Below are 26,480 nucleotides of genomic sequence, written 5' to 3' on the forward strand. Positions count from 1 at the left end.
AGGTAGATATGGGATTAAATGTAAAATTGATCTTTTCCGACATTTTTATATCCCCTAAGTGGAATTGACAGAGGAAGATGCATACTATATCATGAGTGAGTAACTCACTTACTAGCTAACTAAATAAAAGATATTAGAAAGGAAAAACTCAAAATGACAAAATCCAATATTTTACCCGATATCTTTTTTCGTAAATTTAATCAATGGAAAAATGAAAAGAAGTTAGAAATTAATACTGAATATATGATCAATGAAGAAAAGTATGTAAAAATTGGGGGGATTGATCAATGGATTACAATTCGAGGGGAAGATAAAAGAAACCCTGTTCTTTTATTGATTCATGGTGGTCCCGCTTCAACTTATACAATTTTTAGTTCTTTAATACGTCCTTGGGAAAAGGATTTTACAATTGTTCAATGGGATCAGCGAGGTGCAGGAAAAACTTTTAAAAGAAATGGGAAAGAAGGCTGTGGTAAAATTACATTACACCAGTTGGCAGAAGATGGAATTGAATTAAGTAATCTAATTTGCAATGAACTTGAGAAAGAAAAAATTATTTTGGTTGGAAGTTCCGTCGGTAGTCTTATAGCTACATTAATGATAAAGGAAAGGCCAAATCTCTTTTATGCGTATGTGGGGACTGATCAAAACTGCTTTGATTATGAAAATATTGCATATCAATTGGCCATTGAAACCTTGTCTGATGCAGGGAATACAAGGGGACTAAAGAAATTTAAAGAACTAGGACCAGTTCAAACAAAATGGACACAAAAAGATTATGATAAAAGAAATCAGATATTAGTAAAATCTATAAAAAATGTGCCTAATATGGTAATGGACCTTATTTTACCTTCAATGCTTTCATCACCACAACATAATATTAACGATCTATTCGATATTTTTAAAGGGATGAAATTTTCGGGGGAACAATTGTTTCACGAACTAATGAATTTTAATTATGGACGGTTAGGAACAGTATTTTCAATTCCTTTCTTTATTTTTCAAGGAGATAATGATATTATAACTCCTACCAAAAATGCAGAACGATTTTTGCTAGAAATCGAAGCACCTTTAAAAGAGTTTATTTATATCAATAACGCTGGACATTTAGCTTGCTTTGCTAGACCTGAGCAGTTTTTACAAGAATTAATAAAAAGAGTAAGACCAATAGCAATTAATAATTAAGTAAGATTGTATAAATTGGAGTGAGTAAGTTGTTACCAAAAGAGAATAATCAACAAACTGATCGAAAGGTGCTAATAAAACAATCTGCATTGAAAATTTTTGCATTGAATGGTTATAAAAATACGAAAACAAGTGTAATTGCAACTGAAGCAAATGTTAGTGAAGGTTTAATTTTTCGCCATTTTCAATCAAAGGCAGAGTTGTTTTTTCAACTTATTGAAGGATTAATGATTGAGTCTCAAAGTGAGCTAGGTTCATTGCAGTTTTTCCAGGGAACGCCTTACCAACTATTAGAATTATTAACTGAAAAAATGTTAGACGAAAATCATAAGTATGCATTTATGATTATCCAACAAGCGAGGAAAAACACCGAAGTACCAGAAAAAGTGACTGAATTATTATCAAAATATTCACCTGATTATTTAATTGATTTACTAATTCCAATATTTATAAAAGGACAAGAAAGTGGTGAATTCATAAAGGAAGATCCACGAAAAATATTAGTATGGTATTTCAATGTGATAAATAGTTTAACAATTCAAGATCTAGTTGATAATAAATTTGGTTTACCTACTACTGATTTTTTGATGAAAATGTTAAAGGCTTAATTGGTGAACTAAAAATTCTCAGTAATAAGAATACTTTAAGGTTGTCTAATTAGGCAGCCTTTTATTTAGTCCAAAACAACTTTTTATTTAAAGAGTTTCTAAATGAAAAAAAATACCATAATTGAAATAAATATGGATATTTAAGTCATTTTATTCAAAAAATACCCTTATGCCAAATCTAGTAAGAGGAATCTATGAAAAAAATCTTAAAATTCATATTTAAAACTTTAGTACTCCTATTTTCACTATTGGTCATCTTATTTGCATTAAATGAGATTGAAATGGAGAAAGCTCAAAAAAAGAATATTTTTGCCAAAAAGCCAATAACTTATCCAATGGGACATAGTGATTTGTCGATTTATACGAACGGAAGGAAGTTAAATAACCAATTATTTCATGATATTAGGAATGCAAAAAAGGAAGTGCATATCTACTTTTTTTCAGTATCTAATGATCGTGTTTCACATGAATTTTTAGATGTTTTAAAAAAGAAGAGTGATGAAGGAATTCCAGTTTATTATGCTGTTGATCGACTTGGTGGAATTTTATTAGAACGGAAAGAAAGAAAATCTTTAATTGATCATGGAGTCCATTTTACCTATTTTAATAAACCGCAATTATCCTATTTTTTTGCATCGTTAAATAACAGAAATCATCGTCGAATGACGATTATTGATGGGGAAATTGGCTATATTGGTGGATTCAATATAGGTAAAAAGTATATAGATGAAAAAAAAGGCTTAAAACCGTGGGAAGATGTTCAGCTTAGATTAGTAGGTAGCGGTGTTGAAGGCTTAGAAAAACAATTTGTACATGATTGGAGAAAAAATTCAGACCAAAAAATTACTCAAATGGAGATCAGTAAAAAAATTGGGAGAAGCCAGCATCAATTTGTTTCTTATACTAAAATAGGAATTGAGCAAGAATATAGTAAATTGTTTAAACAAGCAAAACAGTCTATCACAATTTATTCTCCTTATTTTATACCGAATAATAAAGTGATTTGGGATTCTTTATTAGATGCAGCAAATAGAGGGATTGAAGTAAAAATACTATATTCGCATAAGTCAGATGCACTTCTAGTACAACAAGCAGCATTTCCATATATTAAGCAAGCTTGGAAAAATAATATAAAAGTATATGGGTTTAAAAAAGGTATTTTTCACGGTAAAGTAATTAAAATTGATGAACAAGTTCTTATGATTGGCACTATAAATTTTGATTCCAGGTCATTTAATTTAACGGATGAAATGAATTGTTATATATATGATCAACAATTTATCAAGCAGGTAGAACCAGAATTAGACGATGTATTTAATCATGCATTTGAAATTACGCCAACTTATATTAAAAATTTACCTTTTAAAGAAAAAATAAAAGAAAAAATAGCGAAAGTATTTGAGTTTTATTTATAGGGCAAAAAACTCGTTGTACTGTATTTTTATTTAAAGAATACAATAAAAAAATAATGAAAGATTAATCAAGAACATTGGTTAATCTTTTTTTATTTTTGAAAATTTATAAAAATACAATTGATTTTATAATTATTCATAATTATAATGAAGAATATAATTTTATAAAAGGGGATATTAAAATGAAAGTCGGTATTATTGGGGCAACCGGATATGGTGGTCTTGAACTCGTAAGATTACTATCAATGCATCCGGAAATAAGCGGTATGAATTTTTATTCAACATCAGATTATACGGAGGATTTGTCTACGTATTATCCACATTTAGCTACTAGTACTAGCGGGGCAATAAAAAAGTGGAATAAAAATAAATCTGTTTCAGAAAATGATATTTTGTTTTTTGCTACACCACATGGAGTTAGCAGTGAATTAATGGAAGAAATCGATTTTTCGAAAACAAAATTGATTGATCTCTCAGGAGATTTTCGATTAAAAAAAGAAGAAATATACCAAAAATGGTATAAACATACACATCCTTGTTTTTCAAAAACGAATCAATTTACATACGGACTATCTGAACTTAATCGAGAAGCGATCAAACAATCCAATAATATTGCTAATCCGGGATGTTATCCAACAGCAACGCTACTCGGAGTCGCGCCATTATTAAAGGCAGGAATTGTAGCGGAAAATTCAATTATAGTAGATGCTAAATCTGGAATTTCTGGTGCTGGAAAAACGGCTAATCAAACGACTCAATTTATGAATCGAAATGAAAATTTAACAGCCTATAAAATTACTGAACATCAACATATACCTGAAATTGAACAATTTATTGGATCAATTGATTCAACACAGGATTTTATAACTTTTACACCACATTTAATTCCAATGACAAGAGGGATTTTGTCAACAATTTATGTTACTTCAACACGTGAAATTAGTAACGAAGAATTAAAAGAAATCTATAACCAAAGTTATGAAGATTCCTATTTTGTGAGAGTAAGAGACAAAGTACCTTGTACAAAAGATGTTTATGGTTCAAATTTTTGTGATTTATACGCTACTTACGACAAACGCACAAATCGAATCACGATCGTTTCTGTCATTGATAACCTTGTTAAGGGAGCGGCTGGGCAGGCAATTCAAAATATGAATTTAATGTTAAGTTTGCCAGATGAAACAGGTTTACAATTTACACCAATATTTCCATAAGGAGAGATACAAGTTGATAACTAAAGAAAAGAATATAAAAAAAATAAATGGAACAATTACATCACCAAATGGTTTTTATGCAAGTGGAGTTCATGCTGGACTGCGATATAAACGTAAAGATTTAGGATTAATTTATTCCGAAAAGCCAGCATCAGTTGCGGCAGTTTATACATTAAATTTATTTCCAGCTGCACCAATTGCGATTACAAAAAAGAGTATTGCATTTAGTAATAAGCTTCAAGCAGTTTTAGTAAATAGTGGTTGTGCAAATGCATGTACAGGTAAAAAAGGAGAAGATGATGCCTACTTAATGAGAGCATGGTGTGCTGATCACCTTAATTTACCAGAGCATTTAGTTGCAATCGCATCGACTGGTGTAATCGGTGAATATTTAAAAATGGATCGATTAAAGAGCGGCATTGACAAGTTAACGGTCGATAATAAGTTGGAAGATGGAGAAGATTTTGGTCAGGCAATCTTAACGACAGATACTGTCATAAAAACGATTTGTTATGAAGTATTGATTGATGGAAAGATTGTAACGATTGCTGGGTCTGCTAAAGGCTCTGGAATGATTCATCCGAATATGGCAACTATGCTTGGTTTTGTGACAACTGATGCTACGATTAGTTCTGGTCAGTTACAGACTTTATTAAAAGAAGTGACAGATAAGACATTTAACCAAATTACTGTTGATGGAGATACTTCAACAAATGATATGGTATTAGTTATGGCAAATGGAGCAATTGAACATGAAGAATTAACTGAAAGTCATCCAGATTGGGCAAATTTTGTAGCTGCATTTCAATTAGTTTGTGAAGACTTGGCTAAAAAGATTGCTAGAGATGGTGAAGGGGCAACTAAGTTAATTGAAGTAAATGTAAATGGAGCCTCAAGTCTAAAAAATGCAAATCAAATTGCTAAAACGATTGTCGGATCAAATCTAGTAAAAACAGCTGTTTATGGTGAAGACGCTAACTGGGGAAGAATTATTGGTGCCATTGGATATAGCGGGGTCGAAGGGAAATTTAATCAAATCGATATTTCCATTAATGGTGTAACCGTATTATTTGGTAGTAAACCAGTTGAGTTTAATGAAGAAGAGGCTAAAATTGCTTTGAAAAATGAGGTTATTTATATCGATGTCCATTTACATGAAGGAGATGCACTTGGTACTGCATGGGGCTGCGATTTAACTTATGATTATGTGAAAATAAATGCAAGCTATCGCACATAAGGGGGAAATAAACATTGGAAACAGTAGTTATTAAACTTGGTGGCAGTTTAATCCATAACTTATCTAATACATTCTTTGAAAATATAAATCAATTAAAAATGAGTGGTAAAAAAGTCATCCTTGTTCATGGAGGGGGGCCACTTATAAATAACTTATTATTAAAGTTTTCAATTCCAGTAGAAATGGAAGACGGCATTCGAAAGACTTCATCCGAAGTTTTAGAAATTGTAGAATATGTGCTAAATGGAAAAATTAATAAAGATTTAACGATTATTTGTAATCAATATAATATTAAAGCGATTGGTCTATCAGGATGTGACAATCTATTACTGGAAGCTTCACTTTATAATAAGGGAAAATTAGGTTGGGTTGGAGAAATTGATGATGTAAATACGAATCTATTAAATTTACTACTTAACAATGATTATGTACCAGTTATTTCGCCTGTTGGAGTGGATAAAATTGGCCAAAAATATAATATTAACGCAGATGAAGCGGCAAAAAGTATTGCCAAGGCAATGAATGCGGAACTACTCTGCTTTATTACAAATACAAATGGTGTTTTAGATCTAGAACAAAAATTGATTGAAAAGATTACGCCTAGTGAAGTTGATAAATTAATCGATGAAAAAACAATTTATGGTGGAATGATTCCTAAAGTTACAAGTGCTTTAAATGCATTAAATGTAGTAAATTCAGTGGCAATTGTTGGTGAGAATTTCTTAAATGAAAATGGAACGATTAACGGTACAGTATTTACAAAAGGAGTTGTGTTAAGTGAGTAATTTATTCCCAACTTATAATAAAAAAACAATTAATTTTCAAACTGGAAAAGGTACTTACCTATATGATGACGAAAATAACAAGTACCTAGATTTTTTAAGTGGAATTGCTGTTTGTAACCTAGGTCATTGTCATCCCAAAGTTGTAAATGCATTAAAAGAACAAGCAGAATCGATTTGGCACGTATCAAATTTATTTACAATTAAAAAACAAGAAGAGCTAGCTAAAATTTTAGTAAAAAGCTTTGAGGATGGATTAGTATTTTTCTGTAATAGCGGTACAGAAGCAAATGAGGCAGCAATAAAATTAGCAAGAAAACATTCAGGTAAATCTCATATAATTAGTTTTAAACAAAGCTTTCATGGTCGTACGTTTGGATCAATGGCTGCTACAGGTCAGTCTAAAATTCATGAAGGATACGGTGAAATGTTAAGTGGCTTTACATATGTACCATATAATGATTTGAATGCCTTACAAAATGAAATTAATGAAAATACTGGAGCAATTATTTTGGAAGTAATCCAAGGTGAAGGTGGTGTAATCGTTGGTAGTAATGACTTTTTTGAAGGGGTTCAAGCTCTTTGTAAAAAACATGAATTATTACTCATTGTTGATGAAGTACAAACCGGAGTGGGCAGAACAGGAACAATGTTTGCCTATGAACAAACTGCACTAAATCCAGATATTATTACGCTAGCCAAAGGTTTAGGGAATGGTTTTCCTGTTGGGGCAATGCTCGGTAAGAACAATCTAGCTAATACATTCTCGTTAGGAGCGCATGGTTCAACTTTTGGCGGAAATTATTTAGCAATGGCGGCCGCTTTTGAAACAATCAATATAATTAATGATTTGCAATTTTTAAATAGTGTAAAAGATAAAGGACAGTATTTATTTGATAAATTAGCTGAAATAAAAGAAGAGTTTCCACAAATAGTAGAAATACGCGGTAAAGGATTAATGGTTGGTATCGAAATAAATCAATCTGTGGATCAACTAGTGGAGCAACTTTTAAAGAATGGTTTAATCGTTGGAACTGCAGGACCTAATGTATTAAGATTATTACCGCCAATTAATTTATCATACGAAGAAATAGATGAAGCAAATCAAATAATGAAACAAGTTCTATCTTCTTATTTTTTAGATAGCCAAGTTAAATGATGGATAGTATTTTTTGACTAGAAGGCATACATGGATTCATACCATGATGCCTTTTTATTATTTAGGTCTTTCTGCTTGATTCGTAAAAATAGATTGAAAGTTTAATTTATTTTTTAGATAATGGACTAATCTTATTTTTGGGGAGGAGCTAGGCTATGTATCATATTCGCGTAAGAGCATGTGCTTTAATTGTTGAAAATGATTCAATATTATTAATTCAATTTACAGATGAGGACGGAATTCACTATAATTTACCAGCTGGCGGTACCGAACCCGGTGAGACAATAATTGAGGCTGTAAAAAGAGAAGCATTTGAAGAAGCTGGTGTAGAAGTTGAGGTTGGAGATGTAGTATTTGTTTCAGAAAATGCACCTCATATGACCGGACATAGAATACATGGATTAAGTTTACTGTTCCGCTGCTATATTAAAGAAAACTCAATGCCTAAAATGCCACCAAATCCAGACCCAAATCAAACTGACGTAAAGTGGATACCAATTAATGAATTAGACAATATCATCTTATATCCAAATATTAAAGATCAAATTATTCAATATGTAAAAGGTGATCTCCAAAATAATAGATTAATTGAAGAGTACAAATTAAAAGAGCAACTAATTTGATTACTTTCTCCATCTTTCATCTAACGGAAGTTGAGTTTCTCTTAAGTGAGGGACTCAATTTTTCTACTTTTACAAAAAACAATTGTATTTCTGTTCTACTCTACATTTTTAGAATTTACATTCATTAAAAACGATTCATTATAGAAAAGGATGATTAAATGATTACCCTTCCAGATCAGTTTATTAAAACGATTAAAGATATCCATAAAGAAAAAGGAGAAATATGGCTCGAGAATTTTAATGACTTATGTAATAGATGTGAAATTCGATGGAATATGAAAATATTATCTCCATTTGAATTATCATATAATTTTGTAGCACCAATTTTATTTGATGGTCAAAAAAACGCAGTGATTAAATTAGCCGTACCTAACGAGGAATTTAATAATGAGGTTGAAGCTTTAAAAGAATTTAACGATAATGAATTCGTCAAAGTTATTGATTCTGATCTTAATGAAGGAATCCTAATTTTAGAACAACTATTACCTGGTGATACTCTTGCTACAATTGAAAATGAAGAAGAGGCAATGGGTATTGCTGTCAAAGTGATGAAAAATTTATGGAAAGCTGAACCTAAATCAACTAAAATACCTTCCATATTAAGTAGAGAAAAAAGCTTAAGTCGAATTGTTGAAAAATTTCCCAATGGCTTAGGCCCAATATCAAAAGAAATGCTATTAAATGCGTTTACTATTTTCAAAGAAATGAATCGTACACAATCTACAAAATACTTACTTCACGGGGATTTACACCATTTTAATATTTTAAATGCCGGAGAAAACTCATGGAAAGCTATTGACCCAAAAGGATTGATAGGCGAAAGAGAATATGACATCATTCAGTTTCTTTTGAACAACTTAGAAGGAAAAGATATTCCTACAACTCTAGAAAATCGAATTGATCTACTAGTAAATAAATTGAATCTAAATAAAGAAAGAGTACTGCTGTGGGGTTATTCGCATGCTGTTTTATCAACATGTTGGAGTTTTGAAGATGCAGGAACTTATAATGAATATTTTTTTCAGGCTATAAGTATTTTTAAGGATTTACATACAAAATTTTATTAGTTTTTTATCGGCTGCATAATCTAAATATTTGAATCTGTTTAAGTAGATTTTCGATTTTTCTATACGACTATGTGGCAGTTTAGTTTCCAAAAGAATATTTTTGTGACCAAAAAAGCGAAATTACCCCAAATTACAGTAGTAATTCTTTACTGTATAATTATCTTAATGGGAGTAACTGGAAGTTTGATTAAACAAAAATATTAATAGGAGTACTTAGTATGAAAAATAAGAAACGATATCTTTCTCTTTTTATCGTAATAGTTGTTGTATCTTCAATTCTATTGTATAAGCACCAAACTGATGCAGAAACTGTAAATGTAAAAATAGGACAATCAAATCAGTTCACTAAAGACGAAATAAAAGCAGCAGTAAGTACTGTAAAGGAAAAATTCAAAGGTTATAAAGGGTGCATATTGACGGATCTATGGTATTCAGAAAAAAATTCACTTGCCGTCAGCAAAGAAGAGATGAATTATGGCGAAAGTTATGAAAGAGTTGTAGGCGAAAAAAATGTAATTGTTTTGCTTTCAAACTTTAAAGTGGATTCTTCCGGTGGTGATGGAAGCTGGAAACCAAATTCAACTCAGACTAGATATACTTGGATTTTAATAAGAAATAATGAAAATGGAAAATGGAGAGTTATTCAAACAGAAGATACTTATACAGATGCTGATCATATAAAAGTAAGAATAGGTCAATCTAAAAAGTTAACGAAGAACGATATAAAGACAGCATTCGATACCGTCAAGAAAGATTTTAAGAAAGATAAAAATAATGAAGGGTGCACAATTACGGAATTACATTATTCAGAGAATCAAGCGATAGAAGCAGATACAGTTCAAGCTTATATGGAAGATCAGAATGCCATTGTTGTCTTTTCTACCATTAAAACCGCACCTACAGTTGTAGGTGGTTGGGATGCAAATCAAACGATGGATAATTTTAGTTGGACACTGGTAAGAGATAGTAAAAATGGAAAATGGAGAGTTAAAGGTGCGGGATATGCATTTGAAATAAATTTATTTTTTTTAACTAATGCAATGCTTTAGTTTAATAAGAAACGACTACATAGTAGAAGATATATTATAGGTAAAAAGCAAAAGAAAATAGATGCGATTAATAAATTGGACTTATTTATTATAGTCGTTATTGATTTTTGTAAGGTTAGCCCGATCAACGCAGTGCACTACTTGAACAACATTAGCTGCTTATATGCAGCTTTTTTTATTGCAGTTATAATTGGTTAGAGATCGCACAAAATTCTTATGATATGGTTCACCCCAAAGCAACCAAATGTTTTTTTTAATACTTCAGTATAGTGATTTGCTTTTGTTGCCGTATCTATTTTAAATTTTACACCAGTTACGTTGATTCTTTGACATTTGCTTTATATTTCAGTGTTCAATCTGAGTAGAATATTTTGCATACACAAAATGAGGTTGGAAATAGTAACATTATACTTTATAACTGGAGGATATAGATGAATTTACAATCTGGAACCTATTATTGGCCGACTACTTTTCCCGATGCTCCAACATATCCAGCATTGGAAGCAGATCTATCTTGTGATGTATTAATCATTGGAGGTGGGAGCTCAGGAGCACAATGTGCATATTATCTTTCCGATACTAATTTAGATGTAGCTGTAATTGAAAAATCAACCATTGGCAGCGGCAGTACTAGTACGAATACGGCCCTCCTTCAATATTCCGGTGAAAAAATGTTTACAGATATGATCAACACCTTTGGAGAAGGCTACATCGAAAGGCATTTACGACTACTGAAGGAGGCCATAAATGAAATTGAAGCAGCCTCAAAGAAAGTCAGCATTAATTGTGAATTCAACAGAAGAGATACTCTCTATTCCGCAAGCTGTGTAGACGACGTTGAAAGTCTTAAAAAGGAATATGAGTTCTTAAAACAGCATAACTGTGAACTTACTTTTTTAACAAAGGAAGATATTGAAGCAAAATATCCTTTTAGCAGAGATGCCGCTATTTATTCATATAATGATGCAGAAATCAATCCTTTCAGATACACACATGCACTTTTGGATCACGCCGCAAGCAAAGGAATCCGTATATTTGAACATACGGAAATGAACGGTCACCATTATGATAAAGAACGAGATAAGATGATTGTGTCTACAAAGAATGGTCATTCTATCAAAGCACGCTATATTATTTATGCAGCAGGTTATGAAGGAATTGAGATTAAAAAGGAGAAAAAAGCTTCCTTTGTAAGTACATATACTGTAACTACCCATCCAGTCAAGGATCTATCTGAATGGTATAACAGAACACTCATTTGGGAAACCGCTCGTCCCTATTTATTTATGCGTACAACTAGAGATAACCGGATTATCATAGGCGGACTTGATGATAATACTTCGTACCCAGAAGATCGTGATAGTAAATTGATTCACAAAAAGAAGAAACTGATTGAAGAGTTTAATAAAATGTTTCCAACTATTCAAGTACAGCCAGATTATTACTTAGCTGCATTTTATGGTGGGACATTTGATGGCATTCCGATTATCGGAAAATATGAAGAATTTCCAAATAGTTATTTTCTATTTGCCTTTGGTGATAACGGAACAGTTTACAGCCAGCTGCTGTCGAAGCTTATTGCAAAGGAAATTGTTGAAGGGAACTGTCCAGATATAGATCTTTACTTGCAAGATCGACCTTTAATAAACAATTGATTTTTTATTTCTTCCAATTGATTCTATTTAACATACAGGCTCTGTTATACTTTAATGTTGATATTTGCAGAAAAATAGAGAAAACCCCATATGAGGGTTTTCTTGATATTGAATAGTCCATAACTCCTACAATTAGAATAATTATATTTTTTTATTTTCTTCATAAATTTCACTCAAACAACAACTTTTTAAGCAGCTTTAATGAGTTTAGCACGAGACTTATAGCATTCCTTAAACTATGTTCGAAAAAAACTACCTCCGCTGGAAGCTAGAACTTTAAACTTAAAACAGATTCAATTAAACTATTTTCATTGTAAATTATTTATTCGAATCAGTGGCAAGACCTCGTCCAATTAGATTTGCAGAAACAGGTTGTTTCCCGATTTCCCTTGCCCAAATTGATAATTGTCCTATATGGTGAATTTCATGAGTAATTGTATGTCTAATGATTTCACCCCAAGTATCCGTCACACTTCTTCCATCTGGTAAGGTATCGTAAAATAAACGATTTTCCATTTCATGATCCCAGCTGTCTACAAAATTTTTCACTTCAATATGAAATTTAGCGTCCAATTCTCGAACTTTATCTAAGCTTTTATAAGTATTGAAACTCTCCTGAAAATCAGATTTACCTTGTAGGACTCGAATCCAGCTCCACTCTACATCAACTATATGAAAAAGTGTATGTAAAATACTTCCCATTCCACCAGAGCGGGTTAACAGTAGTTCTTCTTCACTTAACTCTTCACACCACTTATACCATTCTTCTCTTACCGTCCAGTTATATCTAAAGAACATTTGCAATTATAACCCCTCCTCATATAGAAAATTAAGCCACTAAAATATAGAATATTACCAAAATTTGTTAACTATGAGTATTTCAACAAGCAACAGTTAAATTCCTTGTTAAACTAACACATACGTATGTTGAATAAAAAAAAACGGCTAAAAAGTCGATTATTTTTATTGTCCTAAATGGCTGTATTGTTGAATAAGGAATTTGGAAATAAAGGGATTTTAGTTATAGAAGAGAAATATTTAATAGTGGAAATATTATCCAAAGTGTAGTTTGTGGATCATTTTACTTCCTAAATGGAACAAAGGAAAGATAGAAAGTCTGAATAGTGTTGATTTATTTGATACGAATATTGATTAAAACGGGGGGATGAAATTGAAAAAATATTTTCATATAATCTTGAGTGTTGTTTTATCAGCTATCATTTTGTTTGGCTGCAGTAACGATCATGAAGAAAAAGCATCTTCATATTCAATAGCAGCAATCGTTTATCATACCTTATCTGATAAAGAAAAAGCAGAATTAGTAAATGACAAACCAGATGGTGGTGGTATAGTAGAGCGAAAAGTGGTAACAAAGGAAATAGCACAACTATCGGATGAAAAATACGATGGAAAAGAAGTATATGCAGTAACATTTCATACAAAGAATATTGAAATACTTGGTGATATAACTGTGTTTTTCGATGGTGAAACACAGCAAGTAATTGGAAGAGGATATAGAGAGTGAATTGGTAGGAAAACCCATTTTCTTAATTGACATTGATCCTTTTAAAGAAAACCTTTTATTTTTAGATATACATTTTATTAATTCAACTAAAGCAGCGTGTAAGGGTGTCCTAAAGGAGCTCTAACAACGGTTTATTATTTACCCTAAACTTTTCTTTAAATCCCCCGATAGGAAAGGGGAAATCAGTCAAAAATACCAAGAGAGCATTTATAAATAAAATAAAAGAACCTATCTTGAATAATTATATTCAAAATAGGTTCTTTTTCACTTATCTTCCTAAAACATGTTCAATTAAACCATAACTCCAAAATCCAAGTAAAGCTAAACTACTCGCTAAGATGATATAGGCAATAAAAATTTGCCATTTTTTACGATTACTAGAAACATAGTAAGTTTCTAACGTTTCTTGTTGTTTCAGTAAAGGTGCAATTCTTTTATGCTTAATTTCTTGAATCTTTTCATCAATATAAGTTCTCCAGTCTAAGTCTGGTTCTTGTAAGCGTGCTCGAACTGAACGAATTAGATAGTTTATTTCAAGACGTTCCTTATGAATTTCTAATTCTAACTTCTTATTATCCTCAAAAAATGGGAAAAAGAACCGTTTTACAATCGTACGATCAGAGTAGACATTAAAAATCCCAAATTGAAATTGTTTAATAGTATGTTCGTATAATTTTATTTTTTCTTTAATTACCTTTAACTGGTAAGTTTCTCGAATTCGTTTAATGAATGTCGTAATACCTAAAATAATAATATAAAATGCGATAAAATTAGGTTGATAAAATAAATACACTAGCATCATCATAATACCGATAAACCAAAAAATTGGAGGTAATACACTTAAAATTCTCCCGCCATCTAGAGGAGAAATAGGAATTAAATTAAACAAATTAAGTATACAGCCTAAAGCAATGACTAATCCGAAGAATTCATTATGTGTGTAATGATAGAGCGGAATTGCTGGTAGAACCGAAATTAAGCCTAAAAACGGACCACCAAACGCTACATAAGATTCAGTTACAGCATCTTTTGGCATTTCTTTAAGTGATATAACTGCCCCGAAAAAAGGAATAAAAAATGCTGGTGAAGTTGGTAGACCCTTTTGTTTCGCAGCAATTAAATGCCCGCCTTCATGACAAATTAATAAGTAAACAAGTGCGAAAGCAAAATACCATCCAAAAGTAAATCCGTATACAAATAAATACAAGATCATGCTTAAAAAAGATAAAAATTTTGCAGCTTTTAATAGCGGTAAAAGTAGCTTTAATTTAGTACCTATTAGTGCGATTACAACACCAATTCTTGTTAATGATTTTTTCGTTTTGTTATTGATCATTGGTTGTGCCATTCATTTCACCTTCTCGCTAATTATGATATGATTATGTAGTATTAAAATTATATCATTAAAGATTATTTGTTTGATAGAATAATAAAGAAATAGGGACTAAAGTCTGCCGTTTTACTGAGATAAAAAGAAAAAATTTAAGATGAAAATAACAAAATAGATGAGTTTAAGTAAATGTTAGAAAGTTATCTTTCTAACTTTTGCATTTTTCTAGAATATTTTATTATATGAAATAGTAACAATGAAATTAACTAAGGATTGATAAAGAAATGAATATATATGGGATGATTAAAAAGGTAGCAGATAAAAAAGGTAAAAACATAGCTTTTAGTTACGATGGAAACAAAATAAATTATGAAGAACTCATTTCTTCGTGTGAAAACATAGCACAACTATTAGTTCAAAATAAGATTGAAAAGGGAGACAAAATTGCGATTTTATTAGGAAATTCTCCTGAGTTTGTACAAGCTTATTTAGCAATATTAAGATTAGGTGCAATCGTCATTCCATTAAATCCAGCTTTTACGGAAAGTGAACTCAGCTATATTTTAAAGGATTCTTCTACAAAACTTGTTATTTCAACTAGTGAACAGGAGAAAAAACTTAAAAGTGTTAAAAATCAGTGTCCTTCATTATTAAATATTATTTTAATAGATGAAATACAACCGACAGTAAAAATAATAAATCAATTAGAAGAAATTGAAACTCTACAAGATGATACGGCTGTTATTCTTTATACATCAGGAACAACCGGTAACCCAAAAGGGGCAATGTTGTCTCATTTTAATTTAATTGAAAATGCAAATGATTTTTCCAAGTTAATCGAATTAAGTGAAAATGATCAAATGATCGCTGTCCTTCCAATGTTTCATTCATTTTGCTTAACATTATGTGTAAATATGATTTTGTTAAATGGCGCATCAACAATCATCATTCCTAAATTTAACCCAGGTGAATTAGTTGAGGTAATCAAAAAAGAAAAAGCTACTTTAATTGCGGCAGTACCGACAATTTATAATTATTTATATCAATTAAATAGTGCGACATCAAACGATTTTAGTAGTTTGAGAGCATGTATTTCAGGCGGGGCATCTATACCAATCGAATTATTACAGTCAATTCAAGAAAAATACAATGTTTTAATTGTTGAAGGCTATGGACTATCTGAAACAGCTCCAGTTCTTACTTTTAATCCATATCGTGGAATTTGTAAACCAGGATCAGTTGGTCTTGATCTACCTAGTGTTACGACAAGAATAGTAAATGAAAATGGGGTAGAGGTTCCAACTGGTGAAGTAGGAGAAGTTGTTGCGATTGGACCGAATGTGATGAGTGGTTATTTAAATAATATAGAGGAAACTGAAAAAGCATTTTTTAACGGTTGGTTTAAAACTGGTGATCTCGGTAAAAAAGATGAAGATGGATATTTATTTTTATTAGATCGAAAAAAAGATGTAATTATAACGAACGGATATAATGTTTACCCTAGAGAAATAGAAGAGAGACTTTATCAACATCCTAATATTATTGAAGCAGCGGTAGTCGGAAAACCTAATCAATTAATAGGTGAAAGCGTGTGTGCTTATTTAGTCGTTTCAAATGATTTACTTTCAGAAAGTGAGATCATTGATTTTTGCAAAAAAGCACTTATTTATTATAAAGTTCCTAAGGAAATTTATTTTGTAAAAGAACTGCCTAAAAATAGTACAGGGAAAATTTTAAAAAGAAACCTTAAGTAATTTTAGAGACCAATCATTTGATTGGTCTTTTATTTTTTGCGAGCTAAAGCCATTCTGACGAATCTTAATGTTTCTGTCTAATAATGGTTGACTTAAAACTGTAAAAACCATAATTTTGATATATTTTCATGGGTATATTCTAGTTGAGCTTGATTTTTAATACTAAATTTACTGTTAAATAGACCTATAAAACTATGAAGTTAAAATAGTCTAATTTTCGCATTTTTGTAACATTAATACGAACAACTAAATGCTAAATTTTGGTAAGATTTAATAGAATTCATTTTGCTGTTCACTATTTCAAGGGATATCAACAGTGTAAATGAGTGATAAAAATTTATAAGTGGAGGGTTATATGAAACGATTTGTAAAAAAAGCCTTATTACTAGGAATAATGTTTGTTTTTATGATTCCAATTAACGTAAAAGCTTATTCAACATTTTAAGGTCATAAGATGTCTTCTGGAATTGGAAACTACGGAAAAAGTACAAAATTTTATTGGGTGGACTCATCGGCAAGTACTTATTCTACAAAAATAGCAAATGCATTTGATCGATGGACTTATTCAACTAAATACGCTGGTATTACGACACCAATTTCATATAGGAAAACAACAACTAAGAGTGCCAGTACCGTTGAAATTTACAAGGTCAAATCAATTGGAATAGGTATTGTAGGACAAACTATGTTTTTTGTAAATCAAACAAAAGTTAATCCGTCTGCACAAAATTGGTACTGGTCGAAAATCCAATTATCCGAAAGTTTATTGTCAAAATATCCTCAATATCAACAAGTAACGATTAGTCATGAAATTGGTCATGCATTTGGATTAAATCATACTGCAAAGGAATTAATGGATCCTAGTGCAGATTTAGCTTATTCTATAGGAATCCAATATCCTAGAAAAGATGAATTCAATGGAATCAATTATCTTTATAAATAACGGAGGCATAAAAATGAAGAAAATGAAATCACTATTTTTTATTATGTTATCGCTTTCCTTTTTAACTGCATGTAATGATCAAACTCAAAGTAAGAAAAAAGAACTTACTACTTCAATAGCAGAGGACACTAAGATTGATCATTCCACAAAAAAAGAACTTATTAATGAAAATGCTCAAAATTTTACAGACAATGTAAAAGTTGTGAATACTGAACTTTCTTTTGCTGTTACGTACAATGAGGTTAACCAATTAATGAGGGACTCAGAATTAGCTGTTGAAGGGGAAGTATTGTCTACTGAGAATTATGTAAACATGGATAAAGCTACTGGTATTGGTAATCCATTAACGAAATTATCCTTTAAAGTTAATAATGTATTAAAGGGAGATGTTTCTTTAGAGGGTAAGAAAATAACAATATTAGAGCAAGGTGGATATATTTCTGCAAAACAAAGTGGAATGCAAGATAAATTTCCTAATCTAACAAAAAAGGATTTAGATGAAACCTTTTTGGTCATACCAGACGGTCATAGACCATCTGTAAAAGGTGATGAATTTGTTGCCTTTTTATCTAGCGAGTCTTATTTTAATACAGGTTTTGATTTTTACGAATTTATAGCTGTATATAAATCAAAATTTGAATACGATAAAAACAGTAAAGAATATATAAGACCTTCTGATGATTTTGATGAAATGTTAAAAGAATCAGACACAATTGATGGAAAAAAGGTAATTGAAGAGGAGATAAAAATTGAAAAAGAAATTAATGCTGATGTAACTGAATTAGTGGAAGAAACAACTTAAATTAGACATATTCTAAAACGTATGAAATAGAAAAAATGGAGTCTTCACTTTTAGTATACGGTTTTAATGATACTTGATTTCCTAATAAACAGATAATGCAATGCACCCATAACTAGAGGTGTATTTTTTTTATTCATACTTTTAACATAGAAAAGTGCTGATTTTATGGACTTTCCATTTCCACCATACAAAATTTAATCTTTCAAATTGTTGCAAAAAATTTAATTATCGGATTGTAGATGGAATGAAATCAAATAAAAGTTTTGTTTAGACTTATTTCACAAAAATTTTACACTTTTTTAAGATTTATATGATATAGTTCACTTAATTTCAATTGAAAATAACACTTAAATTTTTAGAGTGTGTAGTTACGAAAGTAGCTAGCATGCCAAAAATAAGATTATCTAAATAAAATTTTATTACCGAGTGAGTGAAATAAATGTCAATTAAAATGAGGTTTCTGTTGTCTTATATTGGGGTGATTCTTTTTTCGATCACGTTATTATTGGCAGCAGGTTTTTTAATAATTTTTGCAATAACAGGAGATGTAAAGTCTGTAGAAAATCTTTACAAAAAGACTTATGTACAAAAGCCTTTGACTACAGTTGAAGAAAGTGTGTTTCTTGATTTGAAGCTACTTGCTAAACATAATCCTAAGCAGTTACTTAATAAGAAGGAACTCAAAAGTATTGAACATAAGAATATCGGAATTGTAGTCCGAAAGGGAAAACAGATCGAGTACGCTTCCCCGTCGTTAGACAAAAAAGTGTTAGAACAAGCGCTTCCCGGGTTTGAGGAAACGAATATTAATACTCGCGATACGATTAAAATTAATGATTTGTTTTTTACGTATGTGAAATTTGATTTTTATTTTCCAGATCAAAGTCAAGGGAGTATTTTTGTCTTAAAGAAGGCAAGCTCATATACCGAGGTTATTCGTAATCTTTTTCCAATTTTACTAGGTTTATTGCTATTTTTATTTATTATGATAATCGGAATGTTAAACTATTTAGTTTCCCGAAGCATTATTAGGCCAATCTCAAAACTTAAAAATGGTGCAGAAAAAATTAAAGTTGGAGATTTGAATTTTGTAATTGATACGAGTTCAAATGATGAAATTGGTGTATTAAATAAAGCGTTTGAGGAAATGAGAATCAAATTAAAAGAATCGATCAATCTCCAGATTCAATATGAAGAAAATCGTAAAGAGCTATTGTCCAATATTTCACATGATTTGAAAACACCAATTACTTCAATAATTGGATATGTGGAAGGGATAAAAGATGGTGTAGCAAATACTCCGGAGAAAATGGAAAAATATTTATCAACAGTTTACTCTAAAGCAAAGGATATGGATTCATTAATCGATGAATTGTTCTTGTTTTCTAAACTGGATTTAAAAAAAGAACCCTTTCACTTTGAGAATGTCGAAATGAATAAATATATAGGAAGCTATATAGAGGAAATTTATTTAGATTTACTGCAGCAAGGGATCAAGATAGAATTTAATCAGTCAAATAAATCAATCAATGTTACAGCGGATCGAGAGAAATTAAAAAGAGTGTTGTCGAACTTAGTAAGCAATTGTGTGAAATATATGAACAAAGAAGAGAAGGAAATTTCATTTTCATTAAATGAACAGTTAAATGAAGTAATTGTTGAAGTAACAGATAATGGTCAAGGGATTGATCCTGCTGCGTTACCGTTTATTTTTGAACGTTTTTACCGTGCAGAACAATCAAGAAATTCACAAACTGGCGGTAGTGGTTTAGGACTGGCAATCGCAAAACAAATTGTTGAAGAGCACGGAGGGGAAATCTGGGCAAATAGTGAGATTGGTAAGGGGTCAAGTATATTCTTTTCCTTAAAGAAAGGTGAGAGAAATTGAAAGAAATATTACTGATTGAAGATGATATAAGCATTGCAGAATTACAAAGAGATTATTTAGAAATAAATGATTTTCGTGTAGATATTCAACATAATGGCGATGAAGGCCTTCAACATGCACTAAAAGGAAATTATGATTTAATCATATTGGATATCATGCTGCCAGGAAAAAATGGTTTTGAAATTTGTAAAGAAATACGAGCGGTAAAAAACATTCCTATTTTATTTGTATCTGCTAAAAAAGAAGATATCGATAAAATTAGAGGCCTCGGTTTAGGTGCGGACGATTACATTACAAAGCCATTTAGTCCTAGTGAACTAGTTGCAAGAGTAAAGGCACATTTATCCCGATATGAAAGGCTAGCTGGTAACAATACCGTTTCAAAAACAATTTTCGTTCATGGAATATCAATCGATCGTTCAGCTCGTAAAGTTTTTATTAACGAAAAAGAAGTACCCTTTACGACAAAAGAATTTGATTTAATGGTGTTTTTTGTAATGAATCCGAACCAAGTTTTAAGTAAAGAACAGCTCTATGAAAAGGTTTGGGGCCTCGAATCAGCGGCAGACGTTTCAACTGTAACTGTCCATATTAGTAGATTACGTGAAAAAATAGAAAGAGACCCTACAAACCCTAAGTTCTTGGAAACAGTTTGGGGAGCGGGGTATCGATTTAATATTTAAATTATGTTTTTTAACCGTCACAAAGTGGCGGTTTTTTCTTTATTTTGACATTTTACTCGCAAGATTAACTATATAATAGTTTGTTTGAACAAGGAATGAAGTAATTAAAGTAGAAGTAGAATTTTATAGATAAATATGGGATTTAGATAATAAACAAAATGTAATTGTTGAAAAACTTGCATTTCAAACCATTAAAAAATTGAAAAAAATAGGGTGGAATTAAAAAAATGAATCAAAAAGACGAAGAAAAACTAAGTAAATTTATGAGTAAAATTTTAAGACATGACCCATTAAAATTTGGAGTGAATTTAAAAGAAGATGGGTCATGTTCCATATCAGAATTAGTTGATGCAATAAATAGTCAAACAAATTGGAGCGGTGTCACTGTTGAAAACATTACTCAGGTTGTAAAGAATTGTCCAAAATAACGGTATGCAATAAATAGTGATAGAATTAAAGCGAATTATGGGCACTCGAAAACTAAAATACAATATCAGCCAAAAAAAAACTCCTGAGATTCTTTATCATGGTACAAATAAAAAAGTTGAAGAATTAATTCTCAATGAAGGAATTAAACCAATGGGACGTAATTATGTTCATTTATCCGAAGGGGTTGAATTCGCGACATTGGCTGCAAAGCGTAGGGGAGAATTTGTTATTTTAAAGATCGATGCTAAAAATGCATATGAGAATGGTGTTAAATTTTTTTATGCTGACAATGAAGTGTGGTTGTCTGATTATATTTCACCTAATATATAATTAAAAATTGAAAGTTTTTAGCATTGTAATAATTGAACTAGTAATAGTTTTTTATAGTATCCGAACAAAAATTTAGTAGTTCAAGTATTTGTGTATGACTGTTTAATTGAACAGTCATTTTTTGTTCAAAAAACATTAGAGGCAATCCATAAATAAATATTATTAAAAATTTTATACTTTTTTAATAATTTGTTTAGAAGGAGTTTTCATTTAAGGATTAACATAGATTTCAGACGAACAATGGTCTAACTTATGAAAAAGATTGGAGGAAAATTTCCCAGGAATAATACGATATTTTTATGGTGATTTGTTATGGAAAAGGAGGCTGTTGTACTTTATGTGGAAGTTACTTGCAGTAATAACGAGCTGCATACTTTTGCTAAATGGGTGTGCCTCATTTGCTAAGGGGGAAGAAAAAGTGAACGAACAGTTATTTCAAGCAGTTAAACGAGGAGAAACTAATCTCGTTAAGAAGTTGATAGAGAATGGTGCGGATATGAATGCACAGAATTCTAATGGACAAACTGCCACAATGATTGCAACTTATCATAATGATTTTAAAACTGCAAAAGTACTAATTGATGCAGGCGCAGATGTCAATATTCGTGATCATATGAAAAACAATCCCTTTATATGCTGGTGCTGAAGGTTTTATTGATATTCTAAAACTTACAATAAAAGCTGGTGCTGATCCAACAATTACGAACCGATATGGTGGAACAGCATTAATTCCCGTTTCAGAACATGGATATATAGATGTGGTCAATGAACTTCTTACTAATTCTAAGATTGATGTTAATCATGTTAATAATTTAGGTTGGACGGCACTTTTGGAAGCAATTATTTTGAACGATGGAAGTGAAAAACAACAGCAAACAGTGCAAATGCTTATAGATCATGGAGCAGATGTTAATTTGTCTGATCGTGAGAATGTTAGCCCATTACAGCATGCACGTGAGAGAGGTTTTAAAGAGATAGAAGAGATTTTGCTAAAAGCAGGTGCTAGATAATCAAAGTACATGACCAATTGTAAGAATAATTGGAGATTATATAAATAACGATAAAAAATATGAGGAGATCATTAAAATGATTAAAAAAACAAAAACAATTTCATCAATATTACTCGGAGTATCTCTAGTAGTAACAGGTTATAATTCTGCTGCTAACGCACAAGTAGAGCATGGTAAACAAAAACAAGAAAGAGTATACAAAGCACCTAAAAAAGTAAAGAACAAGTTAACAAAGGGCCAGGTAATGGCTAATATTTTAAGTAGTACAAACTGGCAAGGTACAAGAGTATATGATAAAAATCATCATGATTTAACAGAAGAAAACGCAAATTTTATTGGTCTTGCTAAATATGATGCAAAATCAGGTAGATACGAATTTTTTGATGCAAAAACTGGTCAAAGTCGTGGTGATAAAGGTACATTCTTTATTACAAATGATGGTAAAAAACGAATTTTAATTTCTGAATCAATGAATTACCAAGCTGTAGTCGATATGACAAAACTAAATAAAAACGTATTTACTTATAAAAGAATGGGGAAAGATGCAAACGGTAAAGATGTAGAAGTATATGTTGAACATGTTCCTTATAAAGAAAAACAGCTTTCTTTTACAGATCCTGATAAAAAATTAGATTCTAAAACAGGCGAGATTGTAAAAAAAGTTGATGGTGATAGAATTTTAGGTAGAACACTTTGGAATGGTACAAAAGTACTGGATGAACAAGGGAAGGACGTAACGAAATATAATACGAATTTTATTAGTCTTGCAAAATTTGATGGATACTCTAATAAATATGAGTTTTTCAATTTAGAAACAGGTAAAAGCCGAGGTGACTATGGCTATTTCGATATTGCCCACGAAAATAAAATCAGAGCACATGTTTCAATCGGAACAAATAAGTATGGTGCTGTTCTTGAATTGACTGAGCTTAATAATAATAAATTTACTTACAAAAGAACAGGTAAAGACAAAGCCGGTAAGGATATAACTGTATTTGTTGAGCATGAACCTTACAAAGGTGATTTTAAACCGATGTTTAGTTTTTAAAAACGAATTAATGAAGAATGGAGAAATCCATTCTTTTTTATTTGAAAAAGAAAATTTCGATTAATAATAGTTAAACTAAACACTTCGTTTGTTTAAATTTTGACTTATATTTATAAAATTTAGGCTTTAATTTATCATTTTAATAACGTTTGATGTTGTTTTTTTCAGAATTCCCCCAATACAACTATAATTATTTTCCTTATTTTAAAGGTATTTTAACAGGTGATAACCAAAAATTGGTAATTATAACATCCTTTTTAATAGAAAATTGGTAAAAAAACCCCAATAGTAATTATATGGAATCCCTTGTTTAATAAAAGTGTGGATGGTTTACATTAGTTAACTTATAAATAGTTTTTGTCTAACTTCCAATCTATAAGCTAAAAAAAGGGGAAATACAATGGAAAACAATTCTACATATTACAATGGCAATGTACCAGAATACGAAGTACCAATAGAAATTGGGAAACAAAAAGACTATAAAGATATCTTGGATGAAGAAGAACCAAAATTAAACGATGAAAGAAAAAATCAATCGTTATCCGTATATCATTTTGAATTAATATAAAATGCAAAAGCTTTTAGACATTGGGAATTTCCCGAAGTTTACAAGCTTTTTTAATTATTCATTTCTCCTATTAACAATCGTATGAATCAAACTAATCACATAAAAAGTCCTTAATACATAAAATAAATGGGCACAAATACAATATTTTTCATCTTAAAAGGATGTGAGGAAGATTTATCCATTTAATAATTATAACTTAACAGGTATGCGGTATGATTATTCAACCCCTCAATATCAAAGTGCTATTCAATCAAGCAATATGAATAGTAATTATACGATTAAAGCAACGGGAAAAGGTGAAGTATCAGTAAAGCCCGACCAGTCGTTTGTCCTATTAGGTTCTGTAGTAGAAGATATGAAGGTACAAACGGCTCAAACAGAGAATGCAATCATTTCGAATAAAATTATAGAAGCATTAAAAGGGATAGGAATTAAACAAGACGAAATTGAAACGAATTCATATACAATCGATCGAATAGTTGATTACCAAGATTCACAGCAAATTTTTAAAGGATATCGGGTGAGTCATATTTTCAAAGTAATCGTGAAGGATCTTGCAAATGTTGGGAAAGTGATTGATGTTGCAGTTGAAAATGGAGCAAATGAAGTACGGAATCTTACATTCGAAGTAGCAAATCCCGAACCGTATTACGGAGAAGCACTACAAAAGGCTACTTTAAATGCAAAAATGAATGCAGAAAACATCGCTAAATCCCTAGGGTTATCGATAAATAACATACCGATTTGGCTTGCTGAAGAAGGAATTCAAGTTGTACGCCCAATGTCTTCATTAACAATGACTGCAGCAGCATTCAGCGGTCCAACAACACCAATTCAAGAGGGGCAAATTAAAATAACTGCTTCAGTGCAGGCTATGTTTAATTATGTAAGTTATTAAATGCTTAACATTTGAATTTGACAGAAATATATAAAATTAACAATATGATTGTTAATTTAAACAGATAGAGATATAATAAATCCGGGTGATATGGAAACATAATAATGTTATTGTTATGGATCTATTAAATTCATTTAACTTAAATTGGATTGGTATTTTAGTAAATTTTTTTGCTAATTAACTATTCCACCAAGTAGACTGCAAGCCTATGAATCGGCTAATTGTCTACTTGGTGGATTTTTTTTTTCAAAAAAGTGGGAAGTGAAGTGATTTTGTGAAAAATGTAATAGAAACTAACTTATTATTCCTCGTCTTAGTAAATAGGTTAAAGAATACTGTGCAAAGATAAGCTATAACATTTAAAAAATTGAAATTGAGGCGAAAAAGTAATGTCAAAAAAAATACACGAATTTAATGATATGATGAGAAAACTTCGGAAAGATTTGTTTGGAAAAGGACCAGAGCGAATTCATACGGTATTTGTTGAAAACATGGCTGTTTCAACATTATATGGTAATTTGACTCCAACTGAAAAATTTATTTCCGGAACAATGAACGGGGCAGAAATGGTTCATACTGCGCGAACAAAAATGATTCAAGAATTGTACTTAAATAACCCACTAGAAGGTTTAGAGGAACTTGTAGGTGCAAAATTAGTCCATCTTTTTTCAGATATGAAAGTTGAAGAAAACATAGGCATTTCGGTTTTTGTGTTCGATCGCAATATTATATAGAAGAAACGATTATGATTAGTGGTTATCATTTGTAAATAAATTTTTATAAGGGTCAAAAAACCGGGGGAGACAAATGATTGGAATGAGTTGGTTTAAAAATCGAAAATTGTTGATCAAGCTTTATCAAACTTTATTAAATATATCTTTATTAATACTGAGCTTGATTCTTGCGTATTTCCTTTTCAGAGAACTTTATTATATTTTTAACGATATTTTACTAAGTAATAAAAATGTTCATCAGATTTTTGGCAAAGTTTTAATATTTTTCTTATATTTTGGATTTATATCAATTATAGTTCAATATTTCAAAGAAAATTATCATTTTCCAATACGCTATCTACTATATATCGGGATAACAGCGACTATTCGTTTTATTATTGTTAATAATGGAGAATCGGCCCATAATTTTTGGTTAGCAATTATTATTTTAGTGCTAACAATTAGCTATATTATTTTACCTTTTGGGGATACGAGAAATGGTTAAATTGACCCTAAATAAAAACATTAAAAGTTTACTAAAAATAAAGCAGTTTAACCCAACCTTAAG

General features: G+C 30.8%; 26 protein-coding genes and 1 pseudogene. 25 read left to right on the forward strand and 2 right to left on the reverse strand.

The annotated features are described in order from the left end of the window. Positions 1 to 153 precede the first annotated feature (153 nt). The 11 genes from ACFVRR_RS15380 (at position 154) to ACFVRR_RS15430 (ending at position 11,991) form a co-directional block, all read left to right on the forward strand. Positions 154 to 1,185, forward strand: coding sequence for an alpha/beta fold hydrolase (locus ACFVRR_RS15380; RefSeq protein ID WP_387330150.1), 1,032 nt, complete (start codon positions 154 to 156; stop codon positions 1,183 to 1,185). A 29-nt stretch (positions 1,186 to 1,214) separates the two neighbouring features. Next, on the forward strand, positions 1,215 to 1,793 hold the full coding sequence (locus ACFVRR_RS15385; protein ID WP_387330153.1) for a TetR/AcrR family transcriptional regulator: 579 nt from the start codon (positions 1,215 to 1,217) through the stop codon (positions 1,791 to 1,793). 194 nt (positions 1,794 to 1,987) lie between these two features. Further along, on the forward strand, positions 1,988 to 3,208 hold the full coding sequence (locus ACFVRR_RS15390; RefSeq protein ID WP_387330156.1) for a phospholipase D-like domain-containing protein: 1,221 nt from the start codon (positions 1,988 to 1,990) through the stop codon (positions 3,206 to 3,208). A 179-nt stretch (positions 3,209 to 3,387) separates the two neighbouring features. Next, positions 3,388 to 4,419 (forward strand): N-acetyl-gamma-glutamyl-phosphate reductase, encoded by a 1,032-nt coding sequence (gene argC / locus ACFVRR_RS15395; RefSeq protein WP_387330159.1) that lies wholly within the window; start codon positions 3,388 to 3,390, stop codon positions 4,417 to 4,419. Continuing rightward, the gene (gene argJ, locus ACFVRR_RS15400) at positions 4,382 to 5,656 is read left to right on the forward strand and encodes a bifunctional ornithine acetyltransferase/N-acetylglutamate synthase (protein WP_387330162.1); all 1,275 of its coding nucleotides are present in this window, start codon (positions 4,382 to 4,384) and stop codon (positions 5,654 to 5,656) included. The genes argC and argJ overlap by 38 nt, the downstream gene beginning before the upstream one ends. Before the next feature lie 14 nt (positions 5,657 to 5,670). Next, positions 5,671 to 6,441: an acetylglutamate kinase gene (gene argB / locus ACFVRR_RS15405; RefSeq protein ID WP_387330165.1), complete on the forward strand. Its 771-nt coding sequence runs from the start codon at positions 5,671 to 5,673 to the stop codon at positions 6,439 to 6,441. Then, entirely contained in the window at positions 6,434 to 7,597 is a 1,164-nt protein-coding gene (locus ACFVRR_RS15410) for an acetylornithine transaminase (RefSeq protein ID WP_387330168.1), read from the forward strand. The genes argB and ACFVRR_RS15410 overlap by 8 nt, the downstream gene beginning before the upstream one ends. A gap of 155 nt (positions 7,598 to 7,752) precedes the next feature. Beyond that, the gene (locus tag ACFVRR_RS15415; protein ID WP_387330171.1) at positions 7,753 to 8,220 is read left to right on the forward strand and encodes an NUDIX domain-containing protein; all 468 of its coding nucleotides are present in this window, start codon (positions 7,753 to 7,755) and stop codon (positions 8,218 to 8,220) included. A 158-nt stretch (positions 8,221 to 8,378) separates the two neighbouring features. Beyond that, positions 8,379 to 9,287 (forward strand): aminoglycoside phosphotransferase family protein, encoded by a 909-nt coding sequence (locus tag ACFVRR_RS15420; RefSeq protein WP_387330174.1) that lies wholly within the window; start codon positions 8,379 to 8,381, stop codon positions 9,285 to 9,287. Between the two features lie 218 nt (positions 9,288 to 9,505). Next, on the forward strand, positions 9,506 to 10,336 hold the full coding sequence (locus ACFVRR_RS15425) for a hypothetical protein (protein WP_387330177.1): 831 nt from the start codon (positions 9,506 to 9,508) through the stop codon (positions 10,334 to 10,336). 431 nt (positions 10,337 to 10,767) lie between these two features. Further along, positions 10,768 to 11,991 (forward strand): NAD(P)/FAD-dependent oxidoreductase, encoded by a 1,224-nt coding sequence (locus ACFVRR_RS15430; protein WP_387330180.1) that lies wholly within the window; start codon positions 10,768 to 10,770, stop codon positions 11,989 to 11,991. 318 nt (positions 11,992 to 12,309) lie between these two features. On the opposite strand, the gene ACFVRR_RS15435 is transcribed toward ACFVRR_RS15430, so the two are convergent. Then, the gene (locus ACFVRR_RS15435; protein WP_387330183.1) at positions 12,310 to 12,795 is read right to left on the reverse strand and encodes a DinB family protein; all 486 of its coding nucleotides are present in this window, start codon (positions 12,793 to 12,795) and stop codon (positions 12,310 to 12,312) included. 361 nt (positions 12,796 to 13,156) lie between these two features. On the opposite strand from ACFVRR_RS15435, the gene ACFVRR_RS15440 reads away from it, so the two are divergent. Continuing rightward, complete coding sequence (locus ACFVRR_RS15440) at positions 13,157 to 13,516, forward strand: hypothetical protein (protein WP_387330186.1); 360 nt, start codon at positions 13,157 to 13,159, stop codon at positions 13,514 to 13,516. Positions 13,517 to 13,784: 268 nt separating this feature from the next. Here the strand turns inward: ACFVRR_RS15440 and ACFVRR_RS15445 are convergent, their stop codons facing one another. Continuing rightward, the gene (locus tag ACFVRR_RS15445) at positions 13,785 to 14,864 is read right to left on the reverse strand and encodes a site-2 protease family protein (RefSeq protein ID WP_387330189.1); all 1,080 of its coding nucleotides are present in this window, start codon (positions 14,862 to 14,864) and stop codon (positions 13,785 to 13,787) included. Between the two features lie 266 nt (positions 14,865 to 15,130). Here ACFVRR_RS15445 and ACFVRR_RS15450 point away from each other — a divergent pair, with 266 nt between their 5' ends. The 13 genes and pseudogenes from ACFVRR_RS15450 to ACFVRR_RS15510 all read left to right on the forward strand — a co-directional run bounded on the left by ACFVRR_RS15450 (position 15,131) and on the right by ACFVRR_RS15510 (position 26,417). Beyond that, a complete protein-coding gene (locus ACFVRR_RS15450; protein WP_387330192.1) occupies positions 15,131 to 16,600 on the forward strand; it encodes a long-chain-fatty-acid--CoA ligase in 1,470 nt (489 codons plus the stop codon). A 454-nt stretch (positions 16,601 to 17,054) separates the two neighbouring features. After that, on the forward strand, positions 17,055 to 17,543 hold the full coding sequence (locus ACFVRR_RS15455) for a reprolysin-like metallopeptidase (protein WP_387330195.1): 489 nt from the start codon (positions 17,055 to 17,057) through the stop codon (positions 17,541 to 17,543). A gap of 13 nt (positions 17,544 to 17,556) precedes the next feature. Then, entirely contained in the window at positions 17,557 to 18,345 is a 789-nt protein-coding gene (locus tag ACFVRR_RS15460) for a hypothetical protein (protein ID WP_387330198.1), read from the forward strand. A 439-nt stretch (positions 18,346 to 18,784) separates the two neighbouring features. Then, entirely contained in the window at positions 18,785 to 20,233 is a 1,449-nt protein-coding gene (locus ACFVRR_RS15465; RefSeq protein WP_387330201.1) for a sensor histidine kinase, read from the forward strand. Beyond that, the gene (locus ACFVRR_RS15470; RefSeq protein WP_097977592.1) at positions 20,230 to 20,916 is read left to right on the forward strand and encodes a response regulator transcription factor; all 687 of its coding nucleotides are present in this window, start codon (positions 20,230 to 20,232) and stop codon (positions 20,914 to 20,916) included. The genes ACFVRR_RS15465 and ACFVRR_RS15470 overlap by 4 nt, the downstream gene beginning before the upstream one ends. Positions 20,917 to 21,143: 227 nt before the next feature. After that, a complete protein-coding gene (locus ACFVRR_RS15475; protein WP_387330204.1) occupies positions 21,144 to 21,344 on the forward strand; it encodes an RNA 2'-phosphotransferase in 201 nt (66 codons plus the stop codon). A gap of 16 nt (positions 21,345 to 21,360) precedes the next feature. Next, positions 21,361 to 21,675, forward strand: coding sequence for an RNA 2'-phosphotransferase (locus ACFVRR_RS15480; RefSeq protein ID WP_387330207.1), 315 nt, complete (start codon positions 21,361 to 21,363; stop codon positions 21,673 to 21,675). Positions 21,676 to 22,012: 337 nt separating this feature from the next. Further along, a pseudogene (locus tag ACFVRR_RS15485) lies at positions 22,013 to 22,685 on the forward strand (ankyrin repeat domain-containing protein). A 76-nt stretch (positions 22,686 to 22,761) separates the two neighbouring features. Then, positions 22,762 to 23,733 (forward strand): DUF4822 domain-containing protein, encoded by a 972-nt coding sequence (locus ACFVRR_RS15490; protein ID WP_387330210.1) that lies wholly within the window; start codon positions 22,762 to 22,764, stop codon positions 23,731 to 23,733. A gap of 400 nt (positions 23,734 to 24,133) precedes the next feature. Beyond that, on the forward strand, positions 24,134 to 24,301 hold the full coding sequence (locus tag ACFVRR_RS15495; RefSeq protein ID WP_387330213.1) for a hypothetical protein: 168 nt from the start codon (positions 24,134 to 24,136) through the stop codon (positions 24,299 to 24,301). 163 nt (positions 24,302 to 24,464) lie between these two features. Then, positions 24,465 to 25,199, forward strand: coding sequence for an SIMPL domain-containing protein (locus ACFVRR_RS15500; protein WP_387330216.1), 735 nt, complete (start codon positions 24,465 to 24,467; stop codon positions 25,197 to 25,199). 389 nt (positions 25,200 to 25,588) lie between these two features. Beyond that, on the forward strand, positions 25,589 to 25,933 hold the full coding sequence (locus ACFVRR_RS15505) for a Na-translocating system protein MpsC family protein (protein ID WP_387330219.1): 345 nt from the start codon (positions 25,589 to 25,591) through the stop codon (positions 25,931 to 25,933). A 73-nt stretch (positions 25,934 to 26,006) separates the two neighbouring features. After that, on the forward strand, positions 26,007 to 26,417 hold the full coding sequence (locus tag ACFVRR_RS15510; protein ID WP_387330222.1) for a phosphate-starvation-inducible PsiE family protein: 411 nt from the start codon (positions 26,007 to 26,009) through the stop codon (positions 26,415 to 26,417). Positions 26,418 to 26,480: the final 63 nt, after the last annotated feature.

Source organism: Gottfriedia sp. NPDC057948 (genome assembly GCF_042887255.1).
Lineage (GTDB): Bacteria > Bacillota > Bacilli > Bacillales > Bacillaceae_G > Gottfriedia.

Excerpts from the sequence above, each read along its gene's own strand:
- ACFVRR_RS15380 (WP_387330150.1), top strand. The coding sequence starts at position 154 with ATGACAAAATCCAATATTTTACCCGATATCTTTTTTCGTAAATTTAAT.
- ACFVRR_RS15495 (WP_387330213.1), top strand. The coding sequence starts at position 24,134 with ATGGAAAACAATTCTACATATTACAATGGCAATGTACCAGAATACGAA.
- ACFVRR_RS15415 (WP_387330171.1), top strand. The coding sequence starts at position 7,753 with ATGTATCATATTCGCGTAAGAGCATGTGCTTTAATTGTTGAAAATGAT.
- ACFVRR_RS15430 (WP_387330180.1), top strand. The coding sequence starts at position 10,768 with ATGAATTTACAATCTGGAACCTATTATTGGCCGACTACTTTTCCCGAT.
- ACFVRR_RS15440 (WP_387330186.1), top strand. The coding sequence starts at position 13,157 with ATGAAATTGAAAAAATATTTTCATATAATCTTGAGTGTTGTTTTATCA.
- ACFVRR_RS15510 (WP_387330222.1), top strand. The coding sequence starts at position 26,007 with ATGATTGGAATGAGTTGGTTTAAAAATCGAAAATTGTTGATCAAGCTT.
- argJ (WP_387330162.1), top strand. The coding sequence starts at position 4,382 with ATGAAACAGGTTTACAATTTACACCAATATTTCCATAAGGAGAGATAC.
- ACFVRR_RS15490 (WP_387330210.1), top strand. The coding sequence starts at position 22,762 with ATGATTAAAAAAACAAAAACAATTTCATCAATATTACTCGGAGTATCT.
- ACFVRR_RS15420 (WP_387330174.1), top strand. The coding sequence starts at position 8,379 with ATGATTACCCTTCCAGATCAGTTTATTAAAACGATTAAAGATATCCAT.
- ACFVRR_RS15460 (WP_387330198.1), top strand. The coding sequence starts at position 17,557 with ATGAAGAAAATGAAATCACTATTTTTTATTATGTTATCGCTTTCCTTT.
- ACFVRR_RS15445 (WP_387330189.1), bottom strand. The coding sequence starts at position 14,864 with ATGGCACAACCAATGATCAATAACAAAACGAAAAAATCATTAACAAGA.
- ACFVRR_RS15425 (WP_387330177.1), top strand. The coding sequence starts at position 9,506 with ATGAAAAATAAGAAACGATATCTTTCTCTTTTTATCGTAATAGTTGTT.
- ACFVRR_RS15455 (WP_387330195.1), top strand. The coding sequence starts at position 17,055 with ATGTCTTCTGGAATTGGAAACTACGGAAAAAGTACAAAATTTTATTGG.
- argC (WP_387330159.1), top strand. The coding sequence starts at position 3,388 with ATGAAAGTCGGTATTATTGGGGCAACCGGATATGGTGGTCTTGAACTC.
- ACFVRR_RS15475 (WP_387330204.1), top strand. The coding sequence starts at position 21,144 with ATGAATCAAAAAGACGAAGAAAAACTAAGTAAATTTATGAGTAAAATT.
- ACFVRR_RS15450 (WP_387330192.1), top strand. The coding sequence starts at position 15,131 with ATGAATATATATGGGATGATTAAAAAGGTAGCAGATAAAAAAGGTAAA.
- ACFVRR_RS15390 (WP_387330156.1), top strand. The coding sequence starts at position 1,988 with ATGAAAAAAATCTTAAAATTCATATTTAAAACTTTAGTACTCCTATTT.
- ACFVRR_RS15505 (WP_387330219.1), top strand. The coding sequence starts at position 25,589 with ATGTCAAAAAAAATACACGAATTTAATGATATGATGAGAAAACTTCGG.
- ACFVRR_RS15465 (WP_387330201.1), top strand. The coding sequence starts at position 18,785 with ATGTCAATTAAAATGAGGTTTCTGTTGTCTTATATTGGGGTGATTCTT.